Source organism: Brevibacillus sp. FSL K6-6036 (assembly GCF_037964015.1).
GTDB classification, from domain to species: Bacteria; Bacillota; Bacilli; order Brevibacillales; family Brevibacillaceae; genus Brevibacillus; species Brevibacillus borstelensis.
Window position 1 is genome coordinate 4,150,516 of the sequence record NZ_CP150173.1, and the last position, 25,993, is coordinate 4,176,508.

Sequence of the window (25,993 nt, forward strand, 5' to 3'; positions counted from 1 at the left end):
CGAAAGCGCCTCCCCTCTCGAAGGGGAGGTTTTTTTGCGAGAAAAGGAGGTTTCCTCATTGAGCGAACAACGCATCCTCGTCACCTATTTGACTCAGGCAAAGGACTTGCAAAAAAAGGCGGAAGCGATCGCCGTCGGGATGACTGTCGGCAGTTGGACCGATCTGCCCGCAGCCAAGCAGGCAGATTTGAAGCCCTATTTGGGTGAAGCTGTCGGCGCCCAGGTGCTCGATACCCTGGAAAACGGCGAAAGCCGCGGATTGATTACGATCAGCTACCCGGTTCGCAACTTTACCGCTGACATTCCGTCCTTGTTGACAGGCGTCTTTGGGAAACTGTCCATGGACGGAAAAATCAAGCTGATTGACATACAGTTTCCGGAAGCGTTTTTGGCCGCTTTTCCCGGCCCGAAATACGGCATCTCAGGCATCAGAGATCGGCTCGGAGCGCATAATCGCCCACTCTTGATGAGCATTTTCAAATCCTGCCTCGGCCTGCCGTTTGACGATCTGAAAACCCAGTTTCGGGCACAGGCTCTGGGCGGCGTTGACCTAGTAAAAGATGACGAAATTTTCTTTGCCGATGACCGTGCTCCCTTTCTGGAACGAATCCGGGCGTTTAAACAGATTGCCCGGGAAACAGAAGCGGAAACAGGGAAACCGGTTCTGTATGCGGCCAATCTGACCGGGCCGGTCACCGACTTGACCGAACGTGCCAAGAGAGCTGTGGAAGCCGGCGCAGACTGCCTGCTGTTTAACGTGCTTGCCTTTGGCTACGATGCCCTGCACCGACTGGCTGCAGACCCGGATGTTCAGGTGCCGATTATGGCCCACCCGGCGCTCGCCGGAGCCTACTATCCGTCGCCCGACTACGGTATTGGGACACCGCTGCTCCTGGGCAAGCTGATGCGCTTGGCTGGCGCAGACCTGGTGCTCTTCCCATCGCCGTACGGAAATGTGGCGTTGAACAAAGAAGAAGCGCTCAAGCTGGCGGAGCATTTGACCGAACCGACCGGAACTTTGCGCAAATCATTTCCGGTACCGTCTGCGGGCATCCATCCCGGCCTTGTCCCGCAATTGTACGAGGATTTTGGCCTGGACCAGGTGGTCAATGCCGGTGGGGGCATTCACGGCCATCCAGGTGGTGCGACGGCAGGCGCCCGAGCGTTTGTCGCAGCGATCAACGCAGTCGTGGCAGGACAAACGCTGGAGGACGCTTCCTCCGAATCTGCTGAACTGTCACAGGCTTTGCAGAAATGGGGAACAAAATGATGACCAAGCCACTCGTGCTGTTTTGCGATTTTGACGGAACAATTACGGAAAAAGACAATATTGTCGCGATTATGCGACGTTTTGCTCCGCCTGAGCGGGAAGAGTTGATCGAGCAGATTCTCACCCAAAAGGTGTCGATCCGCGAAGGTGTCGGCGCGTTGTTCAAGCTGATCCCATCCGAGAAAAAGCAGGAGATCATAGACTACATCGTCAAAGAGGCGACGATTCGCCCCGGATTTGCCGAATTCGTCCGCTTCTGCCGGGAGGAAGGCATCGAGCTGTTGATCACCAGCGGCGGCATTGACTTTTTTGTCGAGCCGATCCTTGCCCCGTTTGCACTCGATGTGCCGATCTATTGCAACGGCAGCGACTTCAGCGGACCGCGCATCACGATTACCTGGCCGCATGCGTGCGACGAGCATTGCGACAACAACTGCGGCATGTGCAAAACAGCCATTATCCGCCGCTACGATCCAGAGCGATACTACCGCGTCGTCATCGGCGATTCGATCACCGATCTGGCCGGAGCCAAAATCGCCGACTTTGTCATTGCCCGTTCGCTCCTGGCTCAAAAAAGCGAGGAGCTGGGGCTGCCCTTCAAGTCGTTTGCGACGTTCCACGACGTCATCGCTATCTTGCAGGAGCTGAAACGCAGGCAGGAGGTACCATCATCATGACGATTACACTTGAACAGCGCTTGGACGCTTTTCGCCGCCTGGACGAAGCCAAGCTGACCTTTGCCCGCCGGGACTGGTTTCCCGGCACCAGCGGCAACCTTTCGATCAAATTGAGCGACGAACCCTTGCAATTTGCCGTGACTGCCAGCGGCAAGGACAAGACAAAGCTCTCGCCCGAGGACTATCTGGTCGTAGACGGCAACTCTCAGCCGGTAGAACCTACAGCACTCAAGCCGTCAGCAGAGACGCTGGTCCACGCTGTCGTCTACCGCGTCATTCCTACGGCAAAAGCATGCTTCCATGTCCACACTGTCTGGAACAACCTCATCTCTGAGCTGTACTTCGGCCAGCGAGCCTTTTCCATACAAGGACAGGAATTGATCAAGGGGCTCGGCATCTGGGAAGAAAACGCCCGCATCACCGTCCCGATTGTCGAGAATTTTGCCGATATTCCGACGCTCGCTTCCGCCATCGAAAAAGTCATTACGCCCGAGGTTCCCGGCGTGCTGATCCGCAACCACGGCATTTACGCCTGGGGCGACAGCGACTTTGCGGCGAAGAGGCACCTGGAAGCATTTGAATTTCTGTTTGAATACCACGCGCGCTGGCTGCAGCTTCGCCAAGCCGCTGTGGCTGCTCCATAAACAACCACCCCAAGGAGGCCTGTAACATGGCAAAAGTACGCTTTCACGACAACAACGAGTATTTGACCGGCGAGAGTGTCATCTCGTTTTTGGACACGCAGGGAATCATTTACGAGCACTGGGGCGTTGACCGTCTCGACGAACAGCTCAAGAGCAACTACAGCCCGACCGATGAAGAAAAGCAGCAGATCCTCGACGCTTTTAAACCGGAAATCGATGCGATCAGCGAGCGCCGCGGCTATTTGACCGCTGACATCATTGTCCTGTCCGACAAGACACCGAATCTGGATGAATTGCTGGTCAAATTCAAGAACGAGCATCACCACACAGATGACGAATGCCGTTTTTGCGTAGACGGCCACGGCATTTTTGCCATCAAAGGAAAAGACGACCGCTACTTCGATGTGGAAATGGAGCCGGGCGACCTCATCTCCGTTCCTCCGAACTATCGCCACTACTTTACATTGATGGACGACCGCAAGATCAAGGCGATCCGCCTGTTCGTCACTCCTGCAGGCTGGGAAGCGATTTATTAATTTACGGATAACAGAAAGAGCCCTCTCTTGAGCTTGGCGGATTGGCTGCATCCGGCATTTCCGCCTGGCTCAAGAGAGTTTTTTATTCCGTAATGCCAATTCCTTTGATAGAGATAACAGGCTTGACCCGCACCTCTGCTTTGGCAAATGCCGCCGGCCAATCATCCTGAACCTTTTTCCATTCCTTGTACTGGTACGCCCGGGCGTACACCCCGAAGCCGACAGGATCTACCTTTTGTTTTTGAAATTGTTTGATCAGGTCGGCGTACTTTTGGGCCAACTGCTTCTCAATCAACTGTTCCAGTTTCTTGTATTGCTTTGCCGGTTCAACCGGGAACATTTGCTCCGCCAGGGAGATTTCCATTTGCAATTCTACATCAAATCGAAAACGGTTGTCGCGGTATCCGGTTTTTACTGTTCTGGTTACATCCTTCACAAAGAAGGAGACCCGCGGCTTGATTACTTTCTGCTGATCTGATTGCCCTGGCAACGGCACTGTCAGCGTCATTTCTCCCTGCAATTTGTGAATGAGAATCTGAAGCAGAATGGTATCTTTGGGAAGGAGCAGCGTGACGTATTTCCCTTGGTGGTCCAACAGAGCCGTACCCATGACCTCTACAACGCTATTTCGCTCTTTGAACTCCGTTATAGAGGGCGTCATTCCCTTCTCAGCCATCATGCGGTGAAACTCCTGCGTCGTTGTCTTGACCGTCAAATTCCGGCGGTTGGCCGTATCGAGCAATTGGGTTAAATGAAGTGGCAGCCGCGGTTTATCCGCAGGATTCAAATGAAAGACGGAATGCACGGGACCATCTACTACCACGACGCGAGAGTTAACCGTCATTCGCCCGTCCCTGTAGAGAGTGTCGAGCAGCGAAAACCAGTCGGGATGCTGCAACAGCCGCTTGCCCAGAACGATGAGCTGGATTTTTCCTCCTACCGTCAGGGCCGTCACGAGCGCATCAAACCTTTTGGTCGACTGGCGGATACTATCGGCTCTTACTCCGTACTCCTCTACCTTCTTTTTCGCGTCTTTGCTGAATACAGGACTTGATACGTAGAACAAGAGCTCATTTTTTTCGCTCAGGTCTATCCCCGCCATGAGCGCCAAGGTGACATCCTCCAGATTTCGCAAATCAGCGCACCCCGGCAGTATGGCCAACAGCATTGTCAGGATCAGGAAGTGCAATCGCCAGATCATGGCATCCTCCTCTGCCGGTATTTGTGAAACAGGCGCTCATACCCCCACAAGAAAAAGGGAACAGCATATCCGAAAATCATCCCTGCTTTGCTCCATGTTTCCCCCAGCTTTCGAATATCGAAAAAGGAAGGGGTGTAAAACATTGTCACTGCTACGAGCAAAGCCATAAAGCCAAGCAGGTATTTTTTCTCATTGGACTTTTTGAACAACCGGCCTGCTCCAAAAACCGTAAAGTACATGTACGGCATCCAGGTTGTCGAAATGATAAACAGATAGAAAGCAAGAAACAGGATGTCGATCCTTTCCAGAAACCGGTATTCTACCCCTTTCCACATGCTTAAAACAGGCCAGATAAACTTTGTGATTTGATCCGGGCTGAAGATGACATAAGCAATCAGGGTGACGAACAGAAACAGAAGCATCGATAGCGTATTGGCAATGACAATTCCAACAGCGGCAAACTGTTTCTTTTGCAGATGCGGGTACAGAAAAAAGGCCAGCTCAAAGCCTAAAAAGGAGAGAATCGTGGTTGGCACAGCCTTCAGAACAGGTCCCCAGCCCTCCTTCAAAACGGGCAGAAGATACAGATACTGAGGCTCCTTCAGAGAAACGATCAAAGCGATCGGCACCCATAGGCTTAAGTAAAAAATCAATTCCGCATACCGCGCCAACGTCTTTACTCCTTTGCCGACCAAAAACAGAACAGGAATCAAAAGCAAAATCATGATCTGATAAAAAGGAGTGAGCGGCAGGAGCCAAACCTTCAAGATGCCGCCCGTATTGGCCAACACAGTAGTGGCAGCGTATGCGCAATAGAGCACAATCACCGCGATCAGGCACTTCCCCAGCCATTTTCCAAAGAATAGTGGCATCAGGTCAATGATGGTGCATTCCGGATACCTCTTCATCGTGTTGACAATGATCAAGCTGGCCATAATCGCGGCAAGCCATCCGAGAATAATCCCGATCCATCCATCCGTACCGGCAATTTCCGCTACATCGCGAGGGATGGTCAAAATGCCGATTCCTACCTGGGCTCCATGGATAAAAAGAATGTATTGGAGGACAGTAATCTGTCGGGTCGCGTATGGGTTCACTGTCCTTCCTCCCCCGAGCCGGATGTACCCTGCCTTTTGGTCTGGACCGCTCTGGCGCTGACCGGCCGCTTGTCCATATCCCACAAGGGGATCCGGAGAATCAGGTCCTTCCAATCGGCAAATCTCGCAGGCGCCAGCGGAGCCCCATAGGGGACGCCAAGGCTTTCCAGCGCAATCATATGCCCGATCAATCCCATCAAGCCGATGACAATCCCCACGATGCCGAACATGGCCGACAGCCCCATCATCAAAAAGCGAACCAGGCGGACGGCGGAAGCCATATCGTAATTGGGGATGATAAACGAGGCAATCGCCGTGAACGCGACGACGATTACCATGATGTTGCTGACAATCCCCGCTTGTACGGCGGCTTGGCCGATCACGATCCCCCCGACAATGCCGACGGTTTGCCCGATCGGGGCAGGCAGGCGTATCCCCGCCTCCCTGAGCATTTCCAGCGTAATCTCCATCAGCATCGCCTCCAAAAGCGGCGGAAATGGGACGCGTTCCCTCGACTCCCCGACAGAAAGCAGCAAATCCAACGGGATGATTTCATAATTGAAGGAAACAACCGCGATGTACAAGGCTGGCAAAAAGGTGGCAACCAAAAAGGCCATGAACCGGAGTGTCCGGATAAAGGTAGCGACAGGCCAGCGCAAATTATAGTCGTCCACGTTTTGGAAATAGGTAACGAAGCCGGCAGGTCCAATCAATACTTTGGGCGTCCGGTCCACGACGACCGCAACTCTCCCTTGCAGGATATGGGAGGCAGCCGTATCCGGCCGCTCGGTCGTGATCAGTTGAGGAAACGGAGAGTACCTGCTGTCTTCGATGATTTCCCGCAGTTCCCCTGTGTTTAGGATCGTGTCGATATTGACTTGTTGAAGCCGGTCTACCATCTCTTTGACTACTTCCGGCTTTGCCACGTCAGCCAGGTATAGAACGGAGGCTTTGCTGATCCCTCTACTCCCGAGGGTATACTCCTGAATTTTCAACTCGCGGTTGGGAATATACCGGCGAATCATCGCTATATTTTGTATGCTCGTTTCCACAAAGCCTTGGTGGGCACCCAGGAGCGATGCTTCGGACTGGGGGTCTTCAATAGCCCGCTGCGGCCAGCCGCGCGCTTCGATCACGAAAACCTTGCTTTGCCCCTCAAGGAACAACAAGCTGTTCCCCAACAGAATCGAGGATTCGACGTCATTCCAGTCTGTGATGAAATCCATGTTCCCCACTGTAAGGACATTGAAAATACTGCTTTCTCTCGACCGCCGCTTGTCCAGAAACGGCCGGATGACGTTGTTGTTAATCGCGTTTCTATCCACCAATCCGCTCAGATAAACCAGTATGGCCCGCTCTCTCGTCACAGGATTGTCCATATGGCGAATGATCAAATCTGGTGTTAAGGGAAATCTCTTACGAAGTTCTAGCATATTATCCGACAGACTCGTACTTATGGGCTTTGCTGAAGGTGAGCCAGGTTGTCTAACCTGAGCATCCCCGGCCTGTTGTAAAAACGATTTCTTGCCACGCAGCCAGTCTCGCAGATTTCTCATGAGATCCTACCCTTGAGCAAAAATGTATTCTTTCGTATAGAGTGAGGAAACTGCTGTAAAAATATGCACGTCCTGACAGCGCCCAACCTTCGCCCCCACATGGACGGAACTTTCGGGGGTGCCGTATACTCCCCCATCAATTGCTCATACTTTAGGAGAGATCAGGAAAAGTCTGGCGGGAAACCTATGAAAAATGGCATTTCGTTTATTCAGTTGATCTTTATTCTCATGCTCTCCAACGGATTGATGAACCACGTGATTGTCATTCCGATACTTCTGGATGCAGCGAGACGAGATGCCTGGATCTCTGTTATCGCTGTAGTTCCGCTGTACCTCCTATTGATTTGGATGATTTCCTACGTTTATCGGAAAACCGGAAACGAGCCTTTGCTCGTATGGATGAAAAGGAAGTACGGAACCGGTGTCACACGGTTTCTCTCTCTTTTGTTGGCCTTGTATGTGGTGGGACTGGCCGTAATCACGATAAAAGACACGATTACCTGGGTGAACCTTACGTTCGCTCCACAAGCCCCTATGTTTATTCATGCGCTTTTTTTTGCTCTTGTCTGTCTCATCAACTCTCTCTTTGGCATACGCTCGATCTCGATGGTATCTGTCTTTCTGCTGCCGATCGTCGTTCTTCTGGGTTTTTTCGTGATGAGCACCAACCTGCAGTACAAAGATTATTCTTATCTGTTCCCCGTACTGGAGTATGGGTGGGAGCCCGTCTTGAGGGGAATGGTGTACGCTGGTGCGGGATTTTCGGAATTATTCCTGCTCTTGCTGATCAAGCATCACGTCGGGGTAAAGGTGACGTTCTGGAGGCTGGCCATCCTTGGCCTCATCATGGTATGGCTTACAATCGGGCCGCTTACCGGTGCCATTACCGAATTTGGACCTGCAGAAGCGGCGAAGCTGCGTTATCCCGCTTTTGAGGAATGGCGGCTGGTGAAAATCGGCCTGTATATCGAGCACGTCGATTTTCTCAGTATCTATCAATGGTTTAGCGGGGCTTTCATCCGCGTATCTCTCGCCTTTTATTTGCTCGTCGAGATATTCAATTTTCCGGACGGCCGCAAGCGGGTTTGGGTCCTCGTTTTCGCCTGTCTGGTGAGCATGTGTTTGGCATTGTGGCCCTATGACGATATCGGGTTCTATTTGTCACTGACCAGATTTTTGCTGCCCGGCCTGCTCATTGCCGCCTTGCTCCTGACTTTGACACTTACGTTACTGGCGTTACTCTCCAGCAAGAAGGAGGATCTCCATGAACAATAAAACGCGAGAGCACCCTTCCGATCAAGTGAATTCCCCGGGTGAGATTCCCCATCTGGACAGCCTCCGTCCTGAAGCGATCCGCCAGCTTTTTTCAGGCTGCCACGATGTCTCTGTGGAACACTACGGCATGCTCCCTCATTTGCAAGACGTCACTGTATATCTGATCTATGCGGAAGGCCTTTGTGACAAGCATATCCTCATGGAGTACATCCTCCCGGAAATGAGTGAACTATTTCGCTCCGGAGAGATCACCGAAGAGCAAGATTTGCAGCAGAAACGCCCCTTTTTTCTAAGGAAGTTGACTCAGGCCAATGCAGACGAGATCGTAAACCATGTGTTCGAGGGAAAATTGCTGATCTTGTTCAACGAGTGGGGAGCACTGTACAGCATAGATGCGGATAATCGTCCGCAGCGCTCCCCCGAAGAACCGAATACGGAAGTTTCCATTCGCGGACCTCGCGACGGCTTTACCGAAGATATCACGACGAATGTCGCGCTGATCCGCAAGAGGCTGAAAACTCCGCTCTTGCATTACGAGTCGTACATTCTGGGAAGCCAGACACGGACGAAGGTTGGATTGTTGTACCTTCACCACACGATTGACCAAAAGCTTGTCGATGAAATCCGGCTCAAGCTCTCCTCGATCAAAAGCAATGGGATCGTAACAAGCACCCAACTGGAAGAGCTTTTGCTGGATACCCCGTTTACGATTCTGCCGTTGTATGAGCATACGGGAAGACCCGATTTCGTGGTAAACAGCCTGTTGACCGGGCGCTTTGCCATCTTGGTTGACGGTTCTCCGACCGCATTGGTCGCACCGGCCAACTTTACGTATTTGATCAACACGTCGGAGGATGCCAACACCTCGATCTACATGGTCGTGTTTGTCCGCATCATTCGCCTGTGCAGTGTGTTCGCGGCCTTGTTTTTGCCCGGATTTTGGGTGGCATTGGTAACATACCATCAGGACCAGCTACCTTACACCATGATCGCCACCATGGTGATTTCCCGTCAAGGAGTGCCGCTTCCGGCCGCCTTGGAAGCATTGTTCATGCTTCTGCTTTTTGAGTTGTTTCGCGAAGCGGGTTTGCGTATGCCGATGGCCATCGGACAAACACTCTCTGTCGTCGGCGGACTGATCGTCGGACAGGCAGCCATTTCTGCCGGTTTGACTGCTCCCGGCAGCCTGGTCATTATCGCCATTTCCATTATGGCTACCTTTACCATGGTGAATCAGAGTGTAGTCGGGACCCTCAGTCTCCTCCGCATTGCCGTTCTTATCATTTGTTCGGTCTTCGGGATATTCGGATTCATGATGGCGCTGATTGGCGTACTCCTCTTCTTTGCCAACTCCCGTTCCTTTGGCGTCTACTACCTGACACCGCTCTCCCCCCCTGTCCTGCGAGACATGGCCAAGGTCCTGATTCGCATGCCATGGCGGTTATGGGAAGGAAAAGCAAGCATTTTGAAACGCTCTTCGCGCAAGGAGAACGATTCTTAGGATGGTACGAACAAAGCGGATGATAGCCGTCGTGTTGGCTGCTTCGATCCTGCTGGGCGGCTGCTGGAACGCCCGGGATATCGAACAGCTTATTTACATCGATGCGATTGGAGTCGATTACGTCAATCACAAGGTAGTCGTCTATCTGCAAATTCTCGGCTTTTCCAACATCGCCAAAAAAGAAAGCAATACACAATTGACGAGAGAACCAGTCTCCGTTGCAAAAGGCGAAGGCGACACCTACGTTTCAGCCATCTATCAGATTTATACGACCACTCAGCAGCGGCTCATATGGAGCCACGTGCACTCCATTGTTTTCACTGAACGGGCCTTGAAGCACGGAAAGTTTGATCAGGTCATGGATGCGCTAGACAGGTACCAAGAATTTCGTTATTCCGTATGGTCCTTTGCCACGAAAGAATCGCTTGAGGACGTCTTCAACGCCAGGCCGATACTGGGAATATCCGTCCTTTACTCCCAACTGGCCGACCCCAAAGACATTTACGGCCAATTTTCGTACATTCGGCCCCTATTATTGTTTCGAGTCATTTCCGAGAGAAACGAGCCGAATGGAGTAGTCCGCCTTCCCTTCCTGTCAGTGGAAAAAAAACCGTGGACCGAAAACAAAAAGCCACTTCCGCAGTTGAAGATTAACGGAATCTGCTTCCTGCAAAACAAAGAGCTGAAGGGGTGCTTGCCCCACGAGCAGGTCGCAGGCGTACGGTGGCTGGAGAAAGAGACGCGGCGGACTCTTCTTAAGTCGGGAAAAAAATCGGCTCTGCTGGTGATGGAGTCCCCACGCCCCAAAATAATACCGGGATTGGAAAAAGGCCGTCCCATCTTTCGCATATCCATCAAGACAACGGGCTACGTGACTCAATTGTTTCAGCCAACCCGTATAGCGCTCTTGGAAAAGGATGCAGCCAGACAGATTGAAGCCGAGGTCCGCTCGCTCTATGACCGCGGGCTGAAGCTGGGAATCGATACGCTTGAATTGGGACATTCCTTTTATCGAAAATTTCCCCGCGAATGGCATCACTTGAATCAGGAGGGCGTGCTTCCTTTGACACCAGACTCTTTGAAATCGATTGAGGTCGAGGTCAAAATAACCGATGGAGGCATTTCGAAAGTGCGTCAGCGGAAAACAGGCGCGGATGACAGGAGATGACAGGGCTGAGCCGCCGATGGAGCGGCTCGCTTCGGACAGCGGATATATACGCAGAAAAAGTAGCCGGAACATAACAAAGCAGATCACCAGGCCAGGCAGCCTTTCGTGATCTGCTTCTGTTTTGCCAATAGTCGACGTGGTCAGCGCCGCATGTTGTTACATTGAAATGGCCTTCCCCCGACTCTACAGCACATATCCGCCGGCTTCGATGACACGATCAGCGATGACACGCTTCATCTGAACCGTGTTGATCGGAGTGCGGCGCGTCAGCTTTTTCAAAATCGAGAGGCGGATTCTGAGATCGTCGCCTTCCTCCATCGCAGCCAGCGCTTCCTTCGCCCATGCTTCAACCTTGTCAAACGCATCGCTCACGTAAACGGTCGTCAGATCCAGCTTTTGCTGCTCCTTCTCAACGCCGTTTTTGGCAATGGCTTTCTCTGTCCGCTTGACGACGCTGTCCATCGCGTACAGCTCGATCAGCATGTCTGCCGCGAGAGCGAGCAGCTCCTGCTCCTTCGCAATCGCCTGTTGATACTTCATCAAGGCGGAACCGGCCACCATCAGGATGATTTTGCGGGTCATATCGATCAGGTGCTTCTCCTGAGCCAGCGGTGCGTCTTCGATCTCCTCCGGATAGTAGCTCATCAACTCTTCCTGCAGGTTGGCTGCCGCTTGCAGCAGAGGCAGCTCTCCTTTCATCGCTTTCTTGACGAGCATGTCAGGGATCAGCATGCGGTTGATTTCGTTTGTCCCTTCAAAGATCCGGTTGATCCGGGAGTCGCGGTACATGTTCTCGATCTCGTACTCCGACATAAAGCCGTAGCCCCCGTGGATTTGCACACCTTCGTCCACGCAGTAGTCGAGTACCTCTGTAGCAAACACCTTGTTGATTGAGCATTCGATTGCGTATTCGGCGATTGCCTTCGCCACCTCGCGCCCGTCATCTTGCTTGTCGCCGAGGCTGGAGAGAGCGGTGTCGAACAAGCCGACGGTCCGGTACACGGAGCTTTCCGATGCGTATGTTTTCAGCGCCATGTTGGCCAGCTTGTTTTTGATCAGCGTAAAGTTGGCAATCGGCGTCTTGAACTGCTTCCGCTCTTTTGCGTAGTTGGTCGCCAGCTCCAGCGCCCGTTTCGCGGAGCCGACCGCTCCTACGGCCAGCTTGTAGCGGCCTACGTTGAGGATGTTGAAGGCGATGACATGGCCTCTGCCCGGCTCGCCCAGCAGGTTTTCCACCGGTACCGGAACATCCTCCAGAATGACAGTGCGAGTAGAGGAACCCTTGATGCCCATCTTCTTTTCCTCCGGTCCAAATGACACTCCGGGGAATTCGCGCTCCACGATAAAAGCGGTAAAGTGCTCGCCATCGATTTTTGCGTAGACGATAAAGACATCGGCAAAGCCTGCGTTGGTGATCCATTGCTTCTCGCCGTTCAGAATATAATGCTTGCCGTCCTCGGACAGTTTGGCCGTCGTCTTTGCACCCAGCGCATCTGAACCGGAGCCTGGCTCGGTCAGGCAATACGCAGCCAGACGTTTGCCGGAGGCGAGATCGGGCAGGTAGCGGCGCTTTTGATCGTCATTGCCGAAGTAGACGATCGGCAGGGAACCAATGCCCACATGGGCTCCGTAGCTGAGCGCAAAGCCGCGTGCCAGCGAAAACTTCTCTGTCACCAAAGCCGTGCTCACTTTGTCCAGACCCAGGCCGTCGTATTTTTCCGGCACGTCGCCGCCCAGCAGGCCCAGCTCGCCGGCTTCCTTCAGCAGGCGGACCGAGATGTCGAAGTTATGGTTTTCGATCTCTTCCAAATGGGGGCGAACTTCACCGACGACGAACTCTTCTGTCGTCTTGGCGATCATTTTTTGTTCTTCCGTGTATTCCTCAGGAACAAACATCGAGTCGGCGCTGCCTGCGTCAATCAGAAAGCTGCCGCCGCGGATCAATTCTTTGGTATCAGCCATTGCCATTCTCTCCTTTAGCTTTTCGATTGAATAACGTCAATGCGCTTGCCTACACCATTTCAAATACGCCTGCGGCTCCCATTCCGCCGCCGATGCACATCGTCACGACGCCGTATTTGCCGCCGCGCCGTTTCAGTTCGTTCAGGAGGGAGACGGTCAGCTTGGCGCCTGTGCAGCCGAGCGGATGGCCCAGCGCGATCGCTCCGCCGTTTACATTCACCTTTTCCTCGTCAAGGCCAAGCTCTCGGATAACTGCCAGCGACTGGGAGGCGAACGCTTCGTTCAGCTCAAACAGGTCTACATCGGCAATGCTCAGTCCCGCCATTTTCAGCGCCTTCGGAATGGCCACCACCGGTCCGATCCCCATCACGTCCGGATCGACACCGCCGACCGTAAACGATCTGAACTTGGCGATCGGCTGGACACCCAGCTCTGCCGCCTTTTCTGCCGACATGACCAGAACGGCCGCGGCGCCATCGCTCGTCTGCGAAGAGTTGCCTGCCGTGACGCTGCCTTTGACGTGGAAGACCGGCTTCAATTTGGCCAGCGCTTCCAGCGAAGTGTCTGCCCGGACTCCTTCGTCCGTATCAAAAACGCGCTCTTGCACGTGCAGCTTGTGATTTTCATCGAGATAATGCGACTTGACAGTGATCGGGACGATTTCTCCGCTGAATTTGCCTGCTGCCAGTGCGGCTGCCGCACGCTGGTGACTCCTCAGCGCGAAAGCATCCTGGTCCTCGCGGCTGATCCGGTAGCGCTTCGCCACCTCTTCGGCCGTATGCCCCATGCCCATGTACGCCTCCGGCATGGTCTCGACCAGCGTCGGGTTCAAGGCTACCTTGTGACCGGTCATCGGCAGCAGGCTCATGCTTTCTACACCGCCAGCGACGATTACGTCAGCCCCGCCCACCATGATCTGATGGGCCGCATAGGCGATCGTCTGCAGACCGGATGAACAGAAACGGTTGACCGTAATGCCGGATACGTTCGTCGGAAGCCCTGCCCGCAAACCGATCAGACGGGCCATGTTCATTCCTTGTTCCGCTTCTGGAACAGCGTTGCCGATAATGATGTCCTCGATGTCAGCCGGATTCAGCTGCGGCACCCGGCCGAGCAGATTGCTGACGACTGCAGCGCCCATATCAACGGGATGAACGTCCTTCAGGCTGCCCCGCTTGGCTCTGCCAACAGCAGTGCGGGCACCTGCGACGATTACTGCTTCCTTCATGGCTCTTCCCCTCTTTCTGGCGATCTTCCTGGGATCTTCCCCTTTTGCCTATCACTATTACAGGTGCAGACGCGCTCCCGCAAAAGCTCGTTATGATCAGTTCCGCAGCGGCTTGTTCTTTGTCAGCATGTGCTGCATCCGCTGCTGTGTTTTTGGCGTTTTGATCAGCTCCAGAAACGCCTGCTTCTCCAGCTCCAGGATGTACTCCTCGGACACCTCTGTGCCCGCAGGAACGCTTCCGCCCGACATCACATAGGCGATCTTGCTGGCGATCAGCTCATCGTGGTCGCTGATGTACCCGCTCTTTTTCATCGAGTAAATATTCTGGCGCAGATTGGCGTAGCCGCTCTCTCCAATGACGCGGATTTTGCGCGGCTTGGGCGGCGTATAGCCTTCCCGGTCCATCGCCAGCACCAGCTGCTTGGCATCGTAGAGCAGGTGGTCGGAATTGATGCTGATCCGGTCAGTGGAGCGCAAATAGCCGAGGTTGATCGCTTCCTTGCCGCTGGTCGATACCTTTGCCATGGCAATCGCTTCAAAAGCCCGGGCCACAAACGGGAACGGGTCTACCGGGACAGTGCCTCCCTCCGGTACGTGCTCCATGGCGCGGAACAGCATTTCCTTCGTGCCGCCGCCCCCCGGCAAAAGGCCAACGCCGACCTCGACGAGTCCGAGATAGGTTTCTGCCGACGCCTGAACGCGGTCTGCGAGGTAGCAGATCTCCACTCCGCCGCCGAGCGTCATCCCGAATGGAGCCGCAACGACCGGCCTGTGCATGCTTTTCATCGCATTGCCTACCTTGTGGAAGCGGCTGACCAGCATATCCAGCTCAAACCAGTTTTCATCCTGGGCTTCCATCAGGGCGTAGCCGAGGTTCATGCCGACGCAGAAGTTTTTCCCCTGATTGCCAATGACCAGGCCGAGGAAATTGCGCTGCACTTCTTCCACGGCGTAGCCGGCCAACTGCAGGACATCCATGCCCAAAGCGTTGTGCGGCGATGTAAACTCGAGGCAGGCTACGCCATCGCCCAGATCCACCAGAGCTGCGCCGGCGTTTTTCTTGATCAGCTTGCCTTGCTCCTTGAGCGCGGCCAGGTTGATCTTTTCCTTTTTCTCCTCTATGTCTTTATAGGCGCCGCCGATTGCGAATGCTGCCCGGCGTCCCTCCTGTTTTTGATAGAAAGACGTTTTTCCGCTTGCCAAAAGCTCCTCTACCAGTGCCGGGATGCTCTCTCCTTCTTCGCGCATCCGGGCCACCGATTTTTCCACCCCGATGGCGTCCCAAGTCTCAAACGGTCCCAGCTCCCAGCCGAAGCCCCACTTCATCGCCTGGTCGACAGAGACGATGTCATCCGCGATTTCATGCGCTTTTTCAGCCGAGTAGAGCAAGACCTTTTTGAAGACGCTCCAGACAAATTCGCTTCCCTTGTCTTTTCCGTATACGAGAGCCTTCAGCTTTTCCGGCAGCGTTTTGGCTGTCTTGGCCGCCTCCAGCGAAGCGTATTTTGCCTTCGCCCGCGGGCGGTACTCCATCGTATTGTAGTCCAGCGCAAGGATTTCCTTGCCTTCCGCTGTTTTCACCTGCTTGAAAAAACCTTGTCCGGCTTTTTGGCCAAGCCAGCGTTTCTCCACCATCTCCAGGACAAAGGTCGGGACCTCGAACACGGCGATCTCCTGCGCGTCCGAACTTTTTTGTTTGACGTTGTTTGCAACGTGCACATAGGTGTCGAGACCGACGACATCAAGCGTGCGGAATGTGGCGCTTTTCGGACGGCCGATCGCCGGACCCGTCAACGCGTCTACTTCGTCCACGCCAAGCCCGAGCCGAACCATTTCCTGAATGGAGACCTGGAGGCCGTATGTGCCAATCCGGTTGGCGATAAAGTTGGGCGTATCCTTGCAAAGAACCGTCCCTTTGCCGAGGACAAATTCTCCGAAATGCATCATGTAGTCGACAATCGCCGGATCGGTATCCTGCCCCGGAATAATCTCCAGAAGCTTCAGATAACGAGGCGGATTAAAGAAGTGGGTGCCCAGGAAATGCCGGCGGAATTCCTCGGAGCGACCCTCGCTCATTTCGTTGATGGAGACACCGGATGTATTGGAGGAGACGATCGTTCCAGGCTTTCTATGGGCTTCTACCGTTTCAAACACCTTTTTCTTGACGTCGAGATTTTCGACGACGACCTCGATGATCCAATCCACTTCACCCAGATAGGACAGGTGATCCTCCAGATTGCCGACGGTGATCAGCTCAAGATTGGCCTTGTCGTAGAGCGGAGCCGGTTTTTCCTTCAACAGCCGCTCTTTGCCGCTTTGCGCAATCCGATTCCGAACGGCAGGGTCTGCCAGCGTTTTCCCTTTTTTACTCTCTTCTTCCGTCAATTCACGCGGCACGATGTCGAGCAGATAGACAGGGATACCCACATTGGCCAAGTGAGCGGCGATACCTGCTCCCATCACGCCGGAACCGAGAACAGCCGCTTTGCGAATTTTGCGTTCCATCCAATACCCTCCCTCATGTAAACTAGAATCTCGCGGTAAATACGAAATAGTCTGAACAAAAAATCCTTGCTTTCTGATTTCTACTCGTTCAAAAATATTCCTGTATTCCGCTTTACATGTCTCCTTTGAATGAATGCTCATTCATTTTTGTTTTGTAAAAAAACATCTCACCACTTTTTGCTTGCGCTTTCGTGAGATGTCTGGCAGTTCAGCCGACACTGAATCACCGTTCAGTTTTTATTGTAATCGAAAAGAGAAGCCGTTGCAATCTCCATTTGCCGATTTTTTGCAACAGCAAGACTGTACGCTTTTTCATCTTTTGGGACAATCAATCAAAAAAGGAGGGATGCCGAACGTTTCTGTCGGCTGCTCCCTTCCCTTCTCTTCTTACCGCTCTCTGTACGCAATCGACGTAATCTTATGTCCAAACGGATTGGATTCGTCTTTTTCAAATAGGAACTCCAGCTCATAGGGTCCCACCTGGCGATGCTCGTACTTGCCGGTCACCCATAATTTATCGGAACTGTTTTCGTCCCTTTTGAGCTTCAATTCCGCCATGTAACTATGCAGCGGCAAAGCTGCTTGCAATTTGGTCAGACTCTCTATGGCAGCTTCGCTTACATAGGAAGACAAGCGCTGCTGATCTTTGTCCAAAAACGCCCGATTGGCCGCCGTCAACAGCAGGTTGGCTGCGATCTGCTGCCGCTTCGTGCTTTCCTTGAACTGCTTGCTGGCGTCCCCCTCCAAAAAATGATGCAAGCGGGTGAGCACAACCGCAAACTGGGCTCTGGTCATGTTGGAGTACGGGTCAAAATTTCGCTGCCCGCCAAACAGTTGGAATTCCCGAATCGCTTCCGCATAAGGAGAAACGGTATCGACGTAGCTGCTCTTGTGCTTCCACTGGGAATAGCCGTCATAAAACAGTCTTACGTCATTGATTTTGGGCTCGACGATGCGAAGCTTGTATGGCGACAGCACATGGAACAGGATCATGCTCGCCTCTTCCCTCGACATCGGATATTGCAGGTAAGGCGTAGGCACCCACCATTCGGGATTGACTTTCTGCGGTTTTTTCATCAGCATGCCATTTGATGCGAGATGCAGATTGTAGACCATCAGATCGCCCGGCCTGAAATCGTTGACAAACCCGGTGTTTACATCGAGCAACACCTGCATGTTGGCAACCAGTCCTTCGATTTCCGTTTTCAACGGATAGCGATGATCCAGATACGGCTGGGGGACGGGGGTTGCAAGTCTTCCGTACACATCCTCCAGAACGCGGTTGACCAGTGCCAGCGCTTCTCCGCGCGACACCGTCTTGTCCGGGTTGAAGTGGCGGTTCCCTCCGTGCTTGAATATGCCCCGCTGTTCAAGAAAGAGGATCTCCTTTTCAGCCCAGTGCCCTCTGATATCATCGTAGTAAGTTTCCGCCGCCCCCGCCTGGACAGCAAAAACTGACTGCACCAGGATTGCGACAATGAGTAGGAAAAGAGAATGCCGTTTGCGCATACTATACTCCTTTCAGATTATTTTTAAAGCTAAGCTAATATGTAAGCCAACTATTCCCTCTCCATTTGGCAGGTCCACCTAGCCGAATGGTTGCATTTTCCCTTACTAAAACACTATATGACCCGAGACAAAAATACCAATCATTTCTACAATTGTAAAGATTGCCAGAAAAATTGAACAGATAGAAGTAGTCTTCAGGAACTAAAAATAGTTCCTTTCGCCCATCACCAGGAAAAATAAACGGCTTTATGTACAATCATCGTTAGTTCCAAAGAATCGTTTTGAAAACAGAAAAACCGGAGACCCTGAGGCCCCCGGTGACAGCTTGCAGATGATCAGTCGATTTTTTCCATCCAGCCTGGTCCTTTTTTCATCAATATACGATACAGAATCAGGTCCACGATCACAAACAGGACGCATACAGTGCCGGCAACCATGGAGCTTGCGGCATCTCCCTGGATCACAAAGAAGAAAATCAATCCGGAAACAGCCAGCATGATGATGAGCGGTATGAGCGTGTTCATGTTCTGCTTCACCGCTTTTTGCTCCGAGTCCCAATCCAGCTTGGGCATGTTCAGGTCGATCATGATCCCAATCAGATTGATAAACAGGATTCCCGGGACAGCCGCCACAAAAGACAGGAGCAGAAAGGAGACAGGAGCTTGCAGTGCGATACCCGCCAGAACCTCCATCAATAGCAGGCTGAAAACGCCTAAAATACATCCCGGTACAATTTTTGCCAAGATGATCACCGAAGCGGGAACCGGCAGAAACTTGTTGACGAAAAAGTTCTGTCCCTCCCGAGAAATTGCCGTTACAGAGATGCTCCCCGTGGTCGTAATAAACATGGCTGCGGCCACTGCGATTGCAATGCCGATCCCTGCCGCTGTCTCCGATTGAAGCATCTCCCCGTATGCGGAAAGGCCGGACAAGCCATCTGAGCGTGTCGCCAAGGGCAGAAAAGCAATAAACGGCAAAAAGAGACTGGAAAGCACGCAGTTGAGCAGAAAGGCAGGTGTCCGGAACAGCGTTTTCCACTCTTTGATCGCGTAGGCGAGGAAGGCGGAACGTTTTCCCGTCATGCGGTCAAACTCTTCCGCACTGGCCCGCTGGCGCTTCGCAGCCGTTTCCGAAATGCCCATAACGCCTTTCAAATACAACCGATCACCGAGAATGATGAGCGCTGCTCCGAAGGCTGCGGAGATGAACAGGAAAGCCCCAAGATAGCCGATGCCGACTAACGTGCCTGCTTCTGCCAAAGCCATCGCGCCCAGTCTGCTCGTCGGAAACATCTGTGTGACGAGCGACAAAAACATATTTTTGTCTGACAAAATCATTTCCTGAAGCTGCTCTGCGTTCTCAATCGTACTTGCCCCCCGCTGCACGATTGCCTGAAACCCGATCGCGATCGCGATGGCCACCAATCCGCCGATCAGCCGGAAGCGGTCTTTACTCTTGCCGATGTTGGTAAACCGCATGAACACCATCGCCACAAGCGAGGCTAGGACGACAGGAATGACCGGCAGCACCAAAAAAGTGATCAGCATGTGCAGGTAGTAAAGGACGCCTGCGCCGCTTTTGAATCCGTACGTAATCAAAAGAGGTCCTAAAAGGATCGCCACCGTCGCATACTCGTACAGAAGCGTGACGAGAAACTTCGCGCCGATAATCTGAGCGGGCTTGAGCGGCAGAGGGAGCAGATGCTCAATGTCCTGTGAATAAAAAAAGACGGATAGAACGTAAAAAATGCCGAGAACAAAGATGCCCAAGCAGGCTGCAGCCAGCCCCAACCCCAACAGAACCGTTTCCTGTCCGACCAGCTTCAGGCCGTCATAGAGCGCTGATGCAATCATGACGTAGGCCGACATCAACGGCAACAGGCCGAGACAAGCCAACAGCAGCAGCGCAATCTTTTTCCACCTGTCCTTTGCTTTGCCTCCCAAAAAGCCGCTGCCGTTTTTCAGCATCACTTTTGTCAATTGCCAGGTCTTATTCATGATCGGTCATCTCCAGGAACAAGCGCTCCAGTGATTCATCGGACTGGAAGTGCTCCTGCATCTCGCGGAATGTACCGCAGAACTGCAGGACTCCTTTGTTGATAATGGCTACCCGATCGCACAGCTTTTCCGCCACTTCCAGTACGTGAGTCGAGAAAAGCACAGTCCTTCCGGAGTCGGCGTGCTCCCGCATCATTTCTTTCAGGGTATAGGATGATTTCGGATCGAGACCGGTCAGCGGTTCGTCCATAATCCAGACTTCCGGCTCGTGGATGAGCACTCCCATGATAATGATTTTTTGCCTCATTCCGTGCGAGTAGCTCTGGATGGGATCGGTCAGGGCATCGATCATGTCGAACCGTTTCGCCAGAACTTCGATCCGTTCCTTGCGCAGGCTGTGCGGAACCTCGTACATATCCGCCATGAAATTGACGTATTCCAATCCTCTCAGCCGCAAAAACAGATCCGGGCTGTCGGGTACAAAGCCAAACTGGCGCTTGGCCGCAACTGTATCGGTCAAAATATCCTTTCCATTGATCAGCACCGTTCCCCGGTCAGGACGAGTGATCCCCGTAATCATTTTGATAGTGGTTGTTTTCCCTGCGCCATTTGGCCCCAGAAAACCGAATATCTCGCCTCTCGGAATGGTCAACTGAAGGTTGTCGACCGCTTTTGTCGAGCCGTTGTAGCTTTTGGTAACTCCTTGGAGTTCTATCATCATGTACCTCCTCATATGTGCCGCTGGGAAGGAAGGTCCCCTGTTTAAGTACGTTTTAACCGGCTTATTGGTTGCATATATCGGAATTTGCGCAATTCCCCAAATTTATCAAACAAAACAAAAAGGAGCAGTGAACAAATTCACTCTCCTTTTTGGATGCAACTGTTTGCCGCATTCTGTTCATTAGGCTTGCGGAATGAAGCTTCCGTCTCTGAGCATGGTCAATTCGCCCATGATAAAGGCAATATCTTCATTGTCGCCCAGCACGCCGCGCTCTTCCAGCGCTTCCAGACGGCGCAGCAAAATATTGGCAAAGTCCTGGATTTGCACCGGATGCCCTTCCATGTCTGCCTCGTCCATGACAGTGATGTCCATCATGGCTTCCAGGTGGGTAACCATGCGAAAACCGCCGATCTCACCGAGGTATTCGGGCTTGTTGAAAGAAGAGCGCTCCAATTTTTTCAACATGCTCACAATATCGTTTGCATACATGCTGGGAAAGGCCACCTGATAAAAATTCCGGTTGGCTGCTTCTTCTGTCTTAATGATCAGTACGTCCGTACCTTCCAGCTTTTTCACTTTTTTTCCAAAACCAAACATGATTATCCACCTCAACTATTCGAACTGCATGACTCCCTTCATGATAGCCGTAAATACTGGTTGGAAACAACCCCTATCTGTTTCCTGTTTCTTTCACCTGGTCTTTCTTGCCCTGTCAGGAAAAAGTTAACGCGATTGGCTGTTCTCTCCCGCAGGCATGCTAGATAAAGAGAATCATGTGAGGAGAAGTGAGGTGCTGGCATGAAACGATGGTTGATTCTGTTTGTGGCGGCTGCTCTCTTCGCTGGCTGCAATGCGGGACCGCAGGACGAGAAGGGAAAAGCCAAAACGACGCAAAGACAAGAAAGACAAATCGCTGTACAAAAACTGGGGGAGAGCAAGGCCGATACGGTTATTTTCCTCAACAGGGCTGAACACGTCTGGGAGGAGCTTTACTTTGCGGCGATGGAAAGCAAAAGAAAGCCGATCCGCGAAGACGGCTTGACCTATCGTGCCCTTCCCTCCCGCTTTGACAGCCGGGAGAAAATCGTCTCCTATTTTTCCCGCTACTGGACTCGCCCCTTGGCTGAGCGGATGTACGACAATCTGACTACTAAGGTAGTCAAGGGAAAGGTCTATCTGGCAGGGCCCTCCGCCCTGTATCCGGTATTGATTTCGACCGGCAACACGAGCTTGGAAAAAACGGCAGACGGGCTGCTCGTCACGGTGAACGAGGCCACCTCCCCTTCTTTTGCGTCGGAAAGGACGATTACGTATTTGCTCGTTCGCGACAAAAAAACAAAGCGGTATGAAATCAAATCGAGAACGGGTGCGTACGGCAGCGAACAATTTGAATAACCCTCTTGACATTTTTATCCCTCCATGCGAATAATTATGAATTAATAAGCGCATACGGATTGCAATGACGGGGACTAGTAAAATCGCATGTCCGGACCAGAGAGCGAAATTCAGCGGCTGAGAGATTTCGCCCGCGATACGGTTTGAACCCACCCCCAGAGCTGCCAGGGATGACCTGGACAGGTTTCTTTCACCTGTTATCAAAGAAAGAGAGCTGGACGATATCCGAGCATCCAACGTGCTCCTATCGTCAAGTAAGGTGGTACCGCGAAGGTAAATGAACCCTTTCGTCCTTATGTCGAGGAACGAAAGGGTTTTTTATTTTTCTAGACAAGGAGGCTCTGAGATGAAAAAGGGAAAATTGCGGCTGGTTGTAAAGGTGGGCAGCAGCTCGCTTGCCGCTGCGGGTGGAGGCTGCGACCCGTACAAGATGTCTCTGCTCGTCTCCGCGGTAAGCAAGCTGCGAGAGGCAGGACACCAGGTCGTTTTGGTTTCCTCGGGCGCGGTGGCGAGCGGCTTTCGGGGACTGGGGTATCAGCAGCGACCGCGAACGCTGGCAGCCAAACAAGCAGCAGCCGCGATCGGCCAGAGCCTGCTGATGCAGACCTATACCCAGCTATTCGGGTCCTACGGGATCACAATTGCGCAAATATTGCTTACACGCAGCGACTTTTCTCACCGGGGACGGTATCAACACGCTTTCCAGACGTTGTCGCTCCTTTTGGAGAAAGGCGTGCTGCCGATCATCAACGAAAACGATACAGTCTCTGTGGAAGAGCTTACCTTCGGCGACAACGACATGCTGGGCGCGCTCGTTGCCGGTCTCGTTCACGCCGATCTCTATCTTATTTTGACGGATACGGATGGTCTGTACGACAAAGATCCGAGCAGCCATGACCACGCCGTTCGCATTCCTCACCTGTCTGCGATCACAGAAGACGTGGAGGCGCTTGCCGGTGGCGCTTCCCGGCTCGGTACAGGCGGAATGCGTTCCAAGCTCATCGCTGCCAAAACAGCCCATCATCTGGGCATCTCTACCTTCATCGGGCGCTTGGGAGAGCCGGACGACCTGATTGCCGTGTTGCGCGGCCAAGGGAAGGGCACGTACGTCGGCCACAAGCCGGAAGAACCGCCGCTGCACGCTCTTCCGACCCGCAAGCAATGGATTGCCCTGCACTCCCCTGTCAGCGGCCGGATCACGATTGACTCCGGGGCGGCAGAGGCTGTCCTGGAAAAGCGGAGAAGCTTGCTGATAGCAGGCGTTCTGGAGGTCAGCGGAAGTTTCCTGCAGGGCGAGGTGATCGACGTGTACTGCGACGGCCGCCTGATCGGCAGAGGCGTAAGCCGTTATGACGCGAGCGAATTGCAAGACCTGTTGTCAGCGCATCACCCGGCGAAGCCAAGCGGTACGGTAATCCACCGCGATCAATGGACGGAAGCCGCCTTTTTAACCTAGAAAGACAAATAAACGGCAGTAGCCGCTGACGTATTGGAAAGGGAGATGAGAACCATGGAGAGCGCCCTGAAAGAGAAATTGTATGGGCAAATGAAGCTGGCAAAGGAAGCGTCCCGCCAGTTGGCCCGCTTCAAGCAGGAAGCCAAAGACGCCGCCCTTTGCGAAGCAGGCAGACAGTTGCTGCAAAACCAGACGGCGATCCTGGCGGCAAACGAGCAAGACCTGATCAAGGCCCAGCAGGCTGGTCAGCCCGCCGCCTATCTGGATCGGCTGCGACTGACGCCTGAGCGGCTGCAGGATTTGGTGGACAGCCTGCATCAGCTCGCAAAGCAAACCGATCCGGTCGGTGAAATCATGGAGCGCTGGACTCGTCCAAACGGTCTGGTTATCGAGCAAATCCGCGTCCCGCTCGGCGTGGTCGGCATCGTCTACGAGGCACGTCCCAACGTCACTGTCGATGCGGCGGCAATCGCCCTGAAGACAGGAAACGCGATCGTCCTGCGTGGCAGCCGAAGCGCACTTTCCAGCAACCTCGCGCTCACCGAATGCATCCGCAAAGCGCTGGTCCAATCCGGCCTCCCCGAAGAAGCCGTTCAGTACCTGCCTTATCCGGATCATGAAGCTGTAGATCTATTGTGCACCGCAAACGGCTTGATCGACGTCATCATTCCTCGCGGAGGCGCTTCGCTGATCCAGCGCGTACTGCAAAAGTCGACTGTGGCCGTTCTGGAAACAGGGGTCGGAAACTGCCACGTCTACATCGACAAAACGGCCGACTACGACATGGCCGAAGCGATCATCCTGAACGCGAAGTCAAGCCGCCCGGCTGTGTGCAACGCCGCCGAAACTCTGCTCGTCCACCGCAACTGGCCGCAAGATTTGCAAAACAGACTGCTTGCCAAGCTGCTTTCAGCCGGAATCGAGCTTCGCGCCTGCGAAAAGACACGGTTGCTCCACCCCGCTCTTGCGAACCGATTGGCAGCAGCTTCGTCAGCGGATTGGGATACCGAATACTTGAGTCTGACCCTGGCAGTCGCCACTGTTGACAGTCTTGATGACGCCATCGGGCATATCGAAAGCCACGGAACGGGGCATTCGGAAGCCATCGTCGCTTCGGACAACGAGAGAGCCGAGTTGTTTCTGTCCCGTGTAGATGCCGCTGCGGTTTATCACAATGCGTCGACCCGCTTTACAGACGGAGGAGAATTCGGCTTCGGCGCGGAGATCGGCATCAGTACTCAAAAACTGCATGCACGCGGCCCGATGGGTTTGACCGCCCTGACGACCAGCAAGTACGTCGTCCGCGGCTCTGGCCAGATCCGCTAATACAAACAAATCAGCTGCAAGTGGGCTCGCCTGCACCGCTGCCCGCCTGGGAAGGCGACTGGCAGGCAGGTCCCCGCGCAGACAGAGGAGGATTCAGCATGAGTAGCATCAACCTTCAAACCGTGCGCATCGGCTTTCTCGGCGCAGGCTCCATCGTAGAAGCCATGCTGGCCGGTATCGTCAAAAACCGATTGCTTTTGCCGGAGCAGGTGCTGATCACCAATCGCTGCAACCAGGATCGTCTTCAATGGCTGTCAGAACAATTTGGCGTATCCGCGTGCTCCAATAAACATACATTGATTTCCCAATCGGACATCCTGATCCTGGCGATGAAGCCGAAGGACGCTGCCGAGGCCTGCCAAAGCCTGAGAGGATTGGTACGCAAGGAGCAGCTGATCATCTCCGTCATCGCCGGTGTCTCTACCGATTGCCTCGGCGAATGGCTCGATATCGACTGCCCGATCGTCAGAACGATGCCCAACACTTCGTCCGCCATCGGCTTGTCGGCGACCGGCATGGCAGCCAACCGCTTTGTCACAAAGGAACAGCTCCAGCTCGCCACCCTGCTGTTTGAAGCAATCGGTTCCGTCTACACCGTTGCCGAGGAAGAGCTGGACATCATCACAGGTCTGTCCGGCAGCGGCCCTGCATACATTTACTATCTGGTGGAAGCGATGGAAGGTGCAGGCGAGAAAGCCGGCCTTTCCAGGGAGATGGCCCGGAAGCTGACGGTCCAGACTCTGCTCGGGGCAGCCCAGATGCTGCTGCACACTACGGATGAACCTGCCCTTCTCCGGAAAAAGGTGACCAGTCCGGGAGGCACCACTCAAGCTGGCCTGGAGGTGCTGGAATCGTTCCGCTTTCAACAAGCGATCACTTCAGCTGTTCTTCGCGCAGCCGAGCGGGCCCGTGAACTCGGTGCCCAGTACCAATAAGCCCTCGGGCTTTTCCGCTGGGGCCCGCTTTCGT

General features: G+C 53.4%; 21 protein-coding genes and 1 other annotated feature. Of the genes, 11 read left to right on the top strand and 10 right to left on the bottom strand.

The window, feature by feature from the left end; translation table 11 throughout:
• Positions 1–58: 58 nt before the first annotated feature.
• Genes NST37_RS20615 through NST37_RS20630 form a run of 4 tightly spaced genes read left to right on the top strand, consistent with a single transcriptional unit; the run spans position 59 to position 3,127 of the window.
• The gene (locus tag NST37_RS20615; protein WP_003391345.1) at positions 59–1,270 is read left to right on the top strand and encodes a 2,3-diketo-5-methylthiopentyl-1-phosphate enolase; all 1,212 of its coding nucleotides are present in this window, start codon (positions 59–61) and stop codon (positions 1,268–1,270) included.
• Entirely contained in the window at positions 1,270–1,947 is a 678-nt protein-coding gene (locus NST37_RS20620) for a 2-hydroxy-3-keto-5-methylthiopentenyl-1-phosphate phosphatase (protein WP_003391343.1), read from the top strand. Before NST37_RS20615 ends, NST37_RS20620 begins: the two co-directional genes overlap by 1 nt.
• Positions 1,944–2,591 (top strand): methylthioribulose 1-phosphate dehydratase, encoded by a 648-nt coding sequence (locus NST37_RS20625; protein WP_003391341.1) that lies wholly within the window; start codon positions 1,944–1,946, stop codon positions 2,589–2,591. Before NST37_RS20620 ends, NST37_RS20625 begins: the two co-directional genes overlap by 4 nt.
• Before the next feature lie 26 nt (positions 2,592–2,617).
• Positions 2,618–3,127 carry a cupin domain-containing protein gene (locus tag NST37_RS20630; protein WP_024985571.1) on the top strand — a complete coding sequence of 170 codons (510 nt, stop codon included), beginning with the start codon at positions 2,618–2,620 and terminating at the stop codon, positions 3,125–3,127.
• A gap of 82 nt (positions 3,128–3,209) precedes the next feature.
• Here the strand turns inward: NST37_RS20630 and NST37_RS20635 are convergent, their stop codons facing one another.
• Genes NST37_RS20635 through NST37_RS20645 form a run of 3 tightly spaced genes read right to left on the bottom strand, consistent with a single transcriptional unit; the run spans position 3,210 to position 6,981 of the window.
• Positions 3,210–4,328 (bottom strand): Ger(x)C family spore germination protein, encoded by a 1,119-nt coding sequence (locus NST37_RS20635; RefSeq protein ID WP_339185728.1) that lies wholly within the window; start codon positions 4,326–4,328, stop codon positions 3,210–3,212.
• Entirely contained in the window at positions 4,325–5,425 is a 1,101-nt protein-coding gene (locus NST37_RS20640; RefSeq protein ID WP_339185730.1) for an endospore germination permease, read from the bottom strand. The genes NST37_RS20635 and NST37_RS20640 overlap by 4 nt, the downstream gene beginning before the upstream one ends.
• A complete protein-coding gene (locus NST37_RS20645) occupies positions 5,422–6,981 on the bottom strand; it encodes a spore germination protein (RefSeq protein ID WP_081607824.1) in 1,560 nt (519 codons plus the stop codon). Before NST37_RS20645 ends, NST37_RS20640 begins: the two co-directional genes overlap by 4 nt.
• A 186-nt stretch (positions 6,982–7,167) precedes the next feature.
• On the opposite strand from NST37_RS20645, the gene NST37_RS20650 reads away from it, so the two are divergent.
• From NST37_RS20650 to NST37_RS20660, 3 genes are read left to right on the top strand one after another with little or no spacing between them, the layout of a single operon-like run.
• On the top strand, positions 7,168–8,256 hold the full coding sequence (locus NST37_RS20650; protein ID WP_031931608.1) for an endospore germination permease: 1,089 nt from the start codon (positions 7,168–7,170) through the stop codon (positions 8,254–8,256).
• Positions 8,246–9,757, top strand: a complete 1,512-nt coding sequence (locus NST37_RS20655) for a spore germination protein (protein WP_024985574.1) — start codon at positions 8,246–8,248, stop codon at positions 9,755–9,757. The genes NST37_RS20650 and NST37_RS20655 overlap by 11 nt, the downstream gene beginning before the upstream one ends.
• Position 9,758: 1 nt before the next feature.
• Positions 9,759–10,925, top strand: a complete 1,167-nt coding sequence (locus tag NST37_RS20660; RefSeq protein WP_039071006.1) for a Ger(x)C family spore germination protein — start codon at positions 9,759–9,761, stop codon at positions 10,923–10,925.
• Between the two features lie 183 nt (positions 10,926–11,108).
• Here the strand turns inward: NST37_RS20660 and NST37_RS20665 are convergent, their stop codons facing one another.
• The 7 genes from NST37_RS20665 to NST37_RS20695 form a co-directional block, all read right to left on the bottom strand.
• Positions 11,109–12,887, bottom strand: coding sequence for an acyl-CoA dehydrogenase family protein (locus NST37_RS20665; RefSeq protein WP_024985576.1), 1,779 nt, complete (start codon positions 12,885–12,887; stop codon positions 11,109–11,111).
• 49 nt (positions 12,888–12,936) lie between these two features.
• Positions 12,937–14,115 carry an acetyl-CoA C-acetyltransferase gene (locus NST37_RS20670; protein ID WP_024985577.1) on the bottom strand — a complete coding sequence of 393 codons (1,179 nt, stop codon included), beginning with the start codon at positions 14,113–14,115 and terminating at the stop codon, positions 12,937–12,939.
• A 96-nt stretch (positions 14,116–14,211) separates the two neighbouring features.
• The gene (locus tag NST37_RS20675; RefSeq protein WP_327956711.1) at positions 14,212–16,620 is read right to left on the bottom strand and encodes a 3-hydroxyacyl-CoA dehydrogenase NAD-binding domain-containing protein; all 2,409 of its coding nucleotides are present in this window, start codon (positions 16,618–16,620) and stop codon (positions 14,212–14,214) included.
• Between the two features lie 387 nt (positions 16,621–17,007).
• Complete coding sequence (locus tag NST37_RS20680) at positions 17,008–18,129, bottom strand: S-layer homology domain-containing protein (protein WP_003391313.1); 1,122 nt, start codon at positions 18,127–18,129, stop codon at positions 17,008–17,010.
• Positions 18,130–18,464: 335 nt separating this feature from the next.
• Entirely contained in the window at positions 18,465–20,126 is a 1,662-nt protein-coding gene (locus NST37_RS20685) for a hypothetical protein (RefSeq protein ID WP_243014659.1), read from the bottom strand.
• Entirely contained in the window at positions 20,119–20,844 is a 726-nt protein-coding gene (locus NST37_RS20690) for an ABC transporter ATP-binding protein (RefSeq protein ID WP_003391310.1), read from the bottom strand. The genes NST37_RS20685 and NST37_RS20690 overlap by 8 nt, the downstream gene beginning before the upstream one ends.
• Positions 20,845–21,027: 183 nt before the next feature.
• Entirely contained in the window at positions 21,028–21,444 is a 417-nt protein-coding gene (locus NST37_RS20695) for a hypothetical protein (RefSeq protein ID WP_003391307.1), read from the bottom strand.
• A 201-nt stretch (positions 21,445–21,645) separates the two neighbouring features.
• Between NST37_RS20695 and NST37_RS20700 the strand changes: the two genes are divergently transcribed.
• The 4 genes from NST37_RS20700 to proC all read left to right on the top strand — a co-directional run bounded on the left by NST37_RS20700 (position 21,646) and on the right by proC (position 25,959).
• The gene (locus NST37_RS20700) at positions 21,646–22,242 is read left to right on the top strand and encodes a DL-endopeptidase inhibitor IseA family protein (protein ID WP_024985581.1); all 597 of its coding nucleotides are present in this window, start codon (positions 21,646–21,648) and stop codon (positions 22,240–22,242) included.
• Between the two features lie 55 nt (positions 22,243–22,297).
• Positions 22,298–22,540, top strand: a binding site (T-box leader).
• A 48-nt stretch (positions 22,541–22,588) separates the two neighbouring features.
• The gene (gene proB, locus NST37_RS20705) at positions 22,589–23,698 is read left to right on the top strand and encodes a glutamate 5-kinase (RefSeq protein WP_327956710.1); all 1,110 of its coding nucleotides are present in this window, start codon (positions 22,589–22,591) and stop codon (positions 23,696–23,698) included.
• A 54-nt stretch (positions 23,699–23,752) separates the two neighbouring features.
• Positions 23,753–25,024, top strand: a complete 1,272-nt coding sequence (locus NST37_RS20710) for a glutamate-5-semialdehyde dehydrogenase (protein WP_339185734.1) — start codon at positions 23,753–23,755, stop codon at positions 25,022–25,024.
• A gap of 98 nt (positions 25,025–25,122) precedes the next feature.
• On the top strand, positions 25,123–25,959 hold the full coding sequence (proC, locus tag NST37_RS20715; protein WP_003391295.1) for a pyrroline-5-carboxylate reductase: 837 nt from the start codon (positions 25,123–25,125) through the stop codon (positions 25,957–25,959).
• Positions 25,960–25,993 lie beyond the last annotated feature (34 nt).

Bases quoted from the DNA above. Each gene is read 5' to 3' on its own strand.
- NST37_RS20620 (WP_003391343.1), top strand. From the start codon at position 1,270: ATGACCAAGCCACTCGTGCTGTTTTGCGATTTTGACGGAACAATTACG.
- NST37_RS20635 (WP_339185728.1), bottom strand. From the start codon at position 4,328: ATGATCTGGCGATTGCACTTCCTGATCCTGACAATGCTGTTGGCCATA.
- NST37_RS20710 (WP_339185734.1), top strand. From the start codon at position 23,753: ATGGAGAGCGCCCTGAAAGAGAAATTGTATGGGCAAATGAAGCTGGCA.
- proC (WP_003391295.1), top strand. From the start codon at position 25,123: ATGAGTAGCATCAACCTTCAAACCGTGCGCATCGGCTTTCTCGGCGCA.
- NST37_RS20645 (WP_081607824.1), bottom strand. From the start codon at position 6,981: ATGAGAAATCTGCGAGACTGGCTGCGTGGCAAGAAATCGTTTTTACAA.
- NST37_RS20685 (WP_243014659.1), bottom strand. From the start codon at position 20,126: ATGAATAAGACCTGGCAATTGACAAAAGTGATGCTGAAAAACGGCAGC.
- NST37_RS20630 (WP_024985571.1), top strand. From the start codon at position 2,618: ATGGCAAAAGTACGCTTTCACGACAACAACGAGTATTTGACCGGCGAG.
- NST37_RS20680 (WP_003391313.1), bottom strand. From the start codon at position 18,129: ATGCGCAAACGGCATTCTCTTTTCCTACTCATTGTCGCAATCCTGGTG.
- NST37_RS20690 (WP_003391310.1), bottom strand. From the start codon at position 20,844: ATGATAGAACTCCAAGGAGTTACCAAAAGCTACAACGGCTCGACAAAA.
- NST37_RS20700 (WP_024985581.1), top strand. From the start codon at position 21,646: ATGAAACGATGGTTGATTCTGTTTGTGGCGGCTGCTCTCTTCGCTGGC.
- NST37_RS20660 (WP_039071006.1), top strand. From the start codon at position 9,759: ATGGTACGAACAAAGCGGATGATAGCCGTCGTGTTGGCTGCTTCGATC.
- NST37_RS20695 (WP_003391307.1), bottom strand. From the start codon at position 21,444: ATGTTTGGTTTTGGAAAAAAAGTGAAAAAGCTGGAAGGTACGGACGTA.
- NST37_RS20625 (WP_003391341.1), top strand. From the start codon at position 1,944: ATGACGATTACACTTGAACAGCGCTTGGACGCTTTTCGCCGCCTGGAC.
- NST37_RS20670 (WP_024985577.1), bottom strand. From the start codon at position 14,115: ATGAAGGAAGCAGTAATCGTCGCAGGTGCCCGCACTGCTGTTGGCAGA.
- proB (WP_327956710.1), top strand. From the start codon at position 22,589: ATGAAAAAGGGAAAATTGCGGCTGGTTGTAAAGGTGGGCAGCAGCTCG.
- NST37_RS20650 (WP_031931608.1), top strand. From the start codon at position 7,168: ATGAAAAATGGCATTTCGTTTATTCAGTTGATCTTTATTCTCATGCTC.
- NST37_RS20665 (WP_024985576.1), bottom strand. From the start codon at position 12,887: ATGGCTGATACCAAAGAATTGATCCGCGGCGGCAGCTTTCTGATTGAC.
- NST37_RS20655 (WP_024985574.1), top strand. From the start codon at position 8,246: ATGAACAATAAAACGCGAGAGCACCCTTCCGATCAAGTGAATTCCCCG.
- NST37_RS20675 (WP_327956711.1), bottom strand. From the start codon at position 16,620: ATGGAACGCAAAATTCGCAAAGCGGCTGTTCTCGGTTCCGGCGTGATG.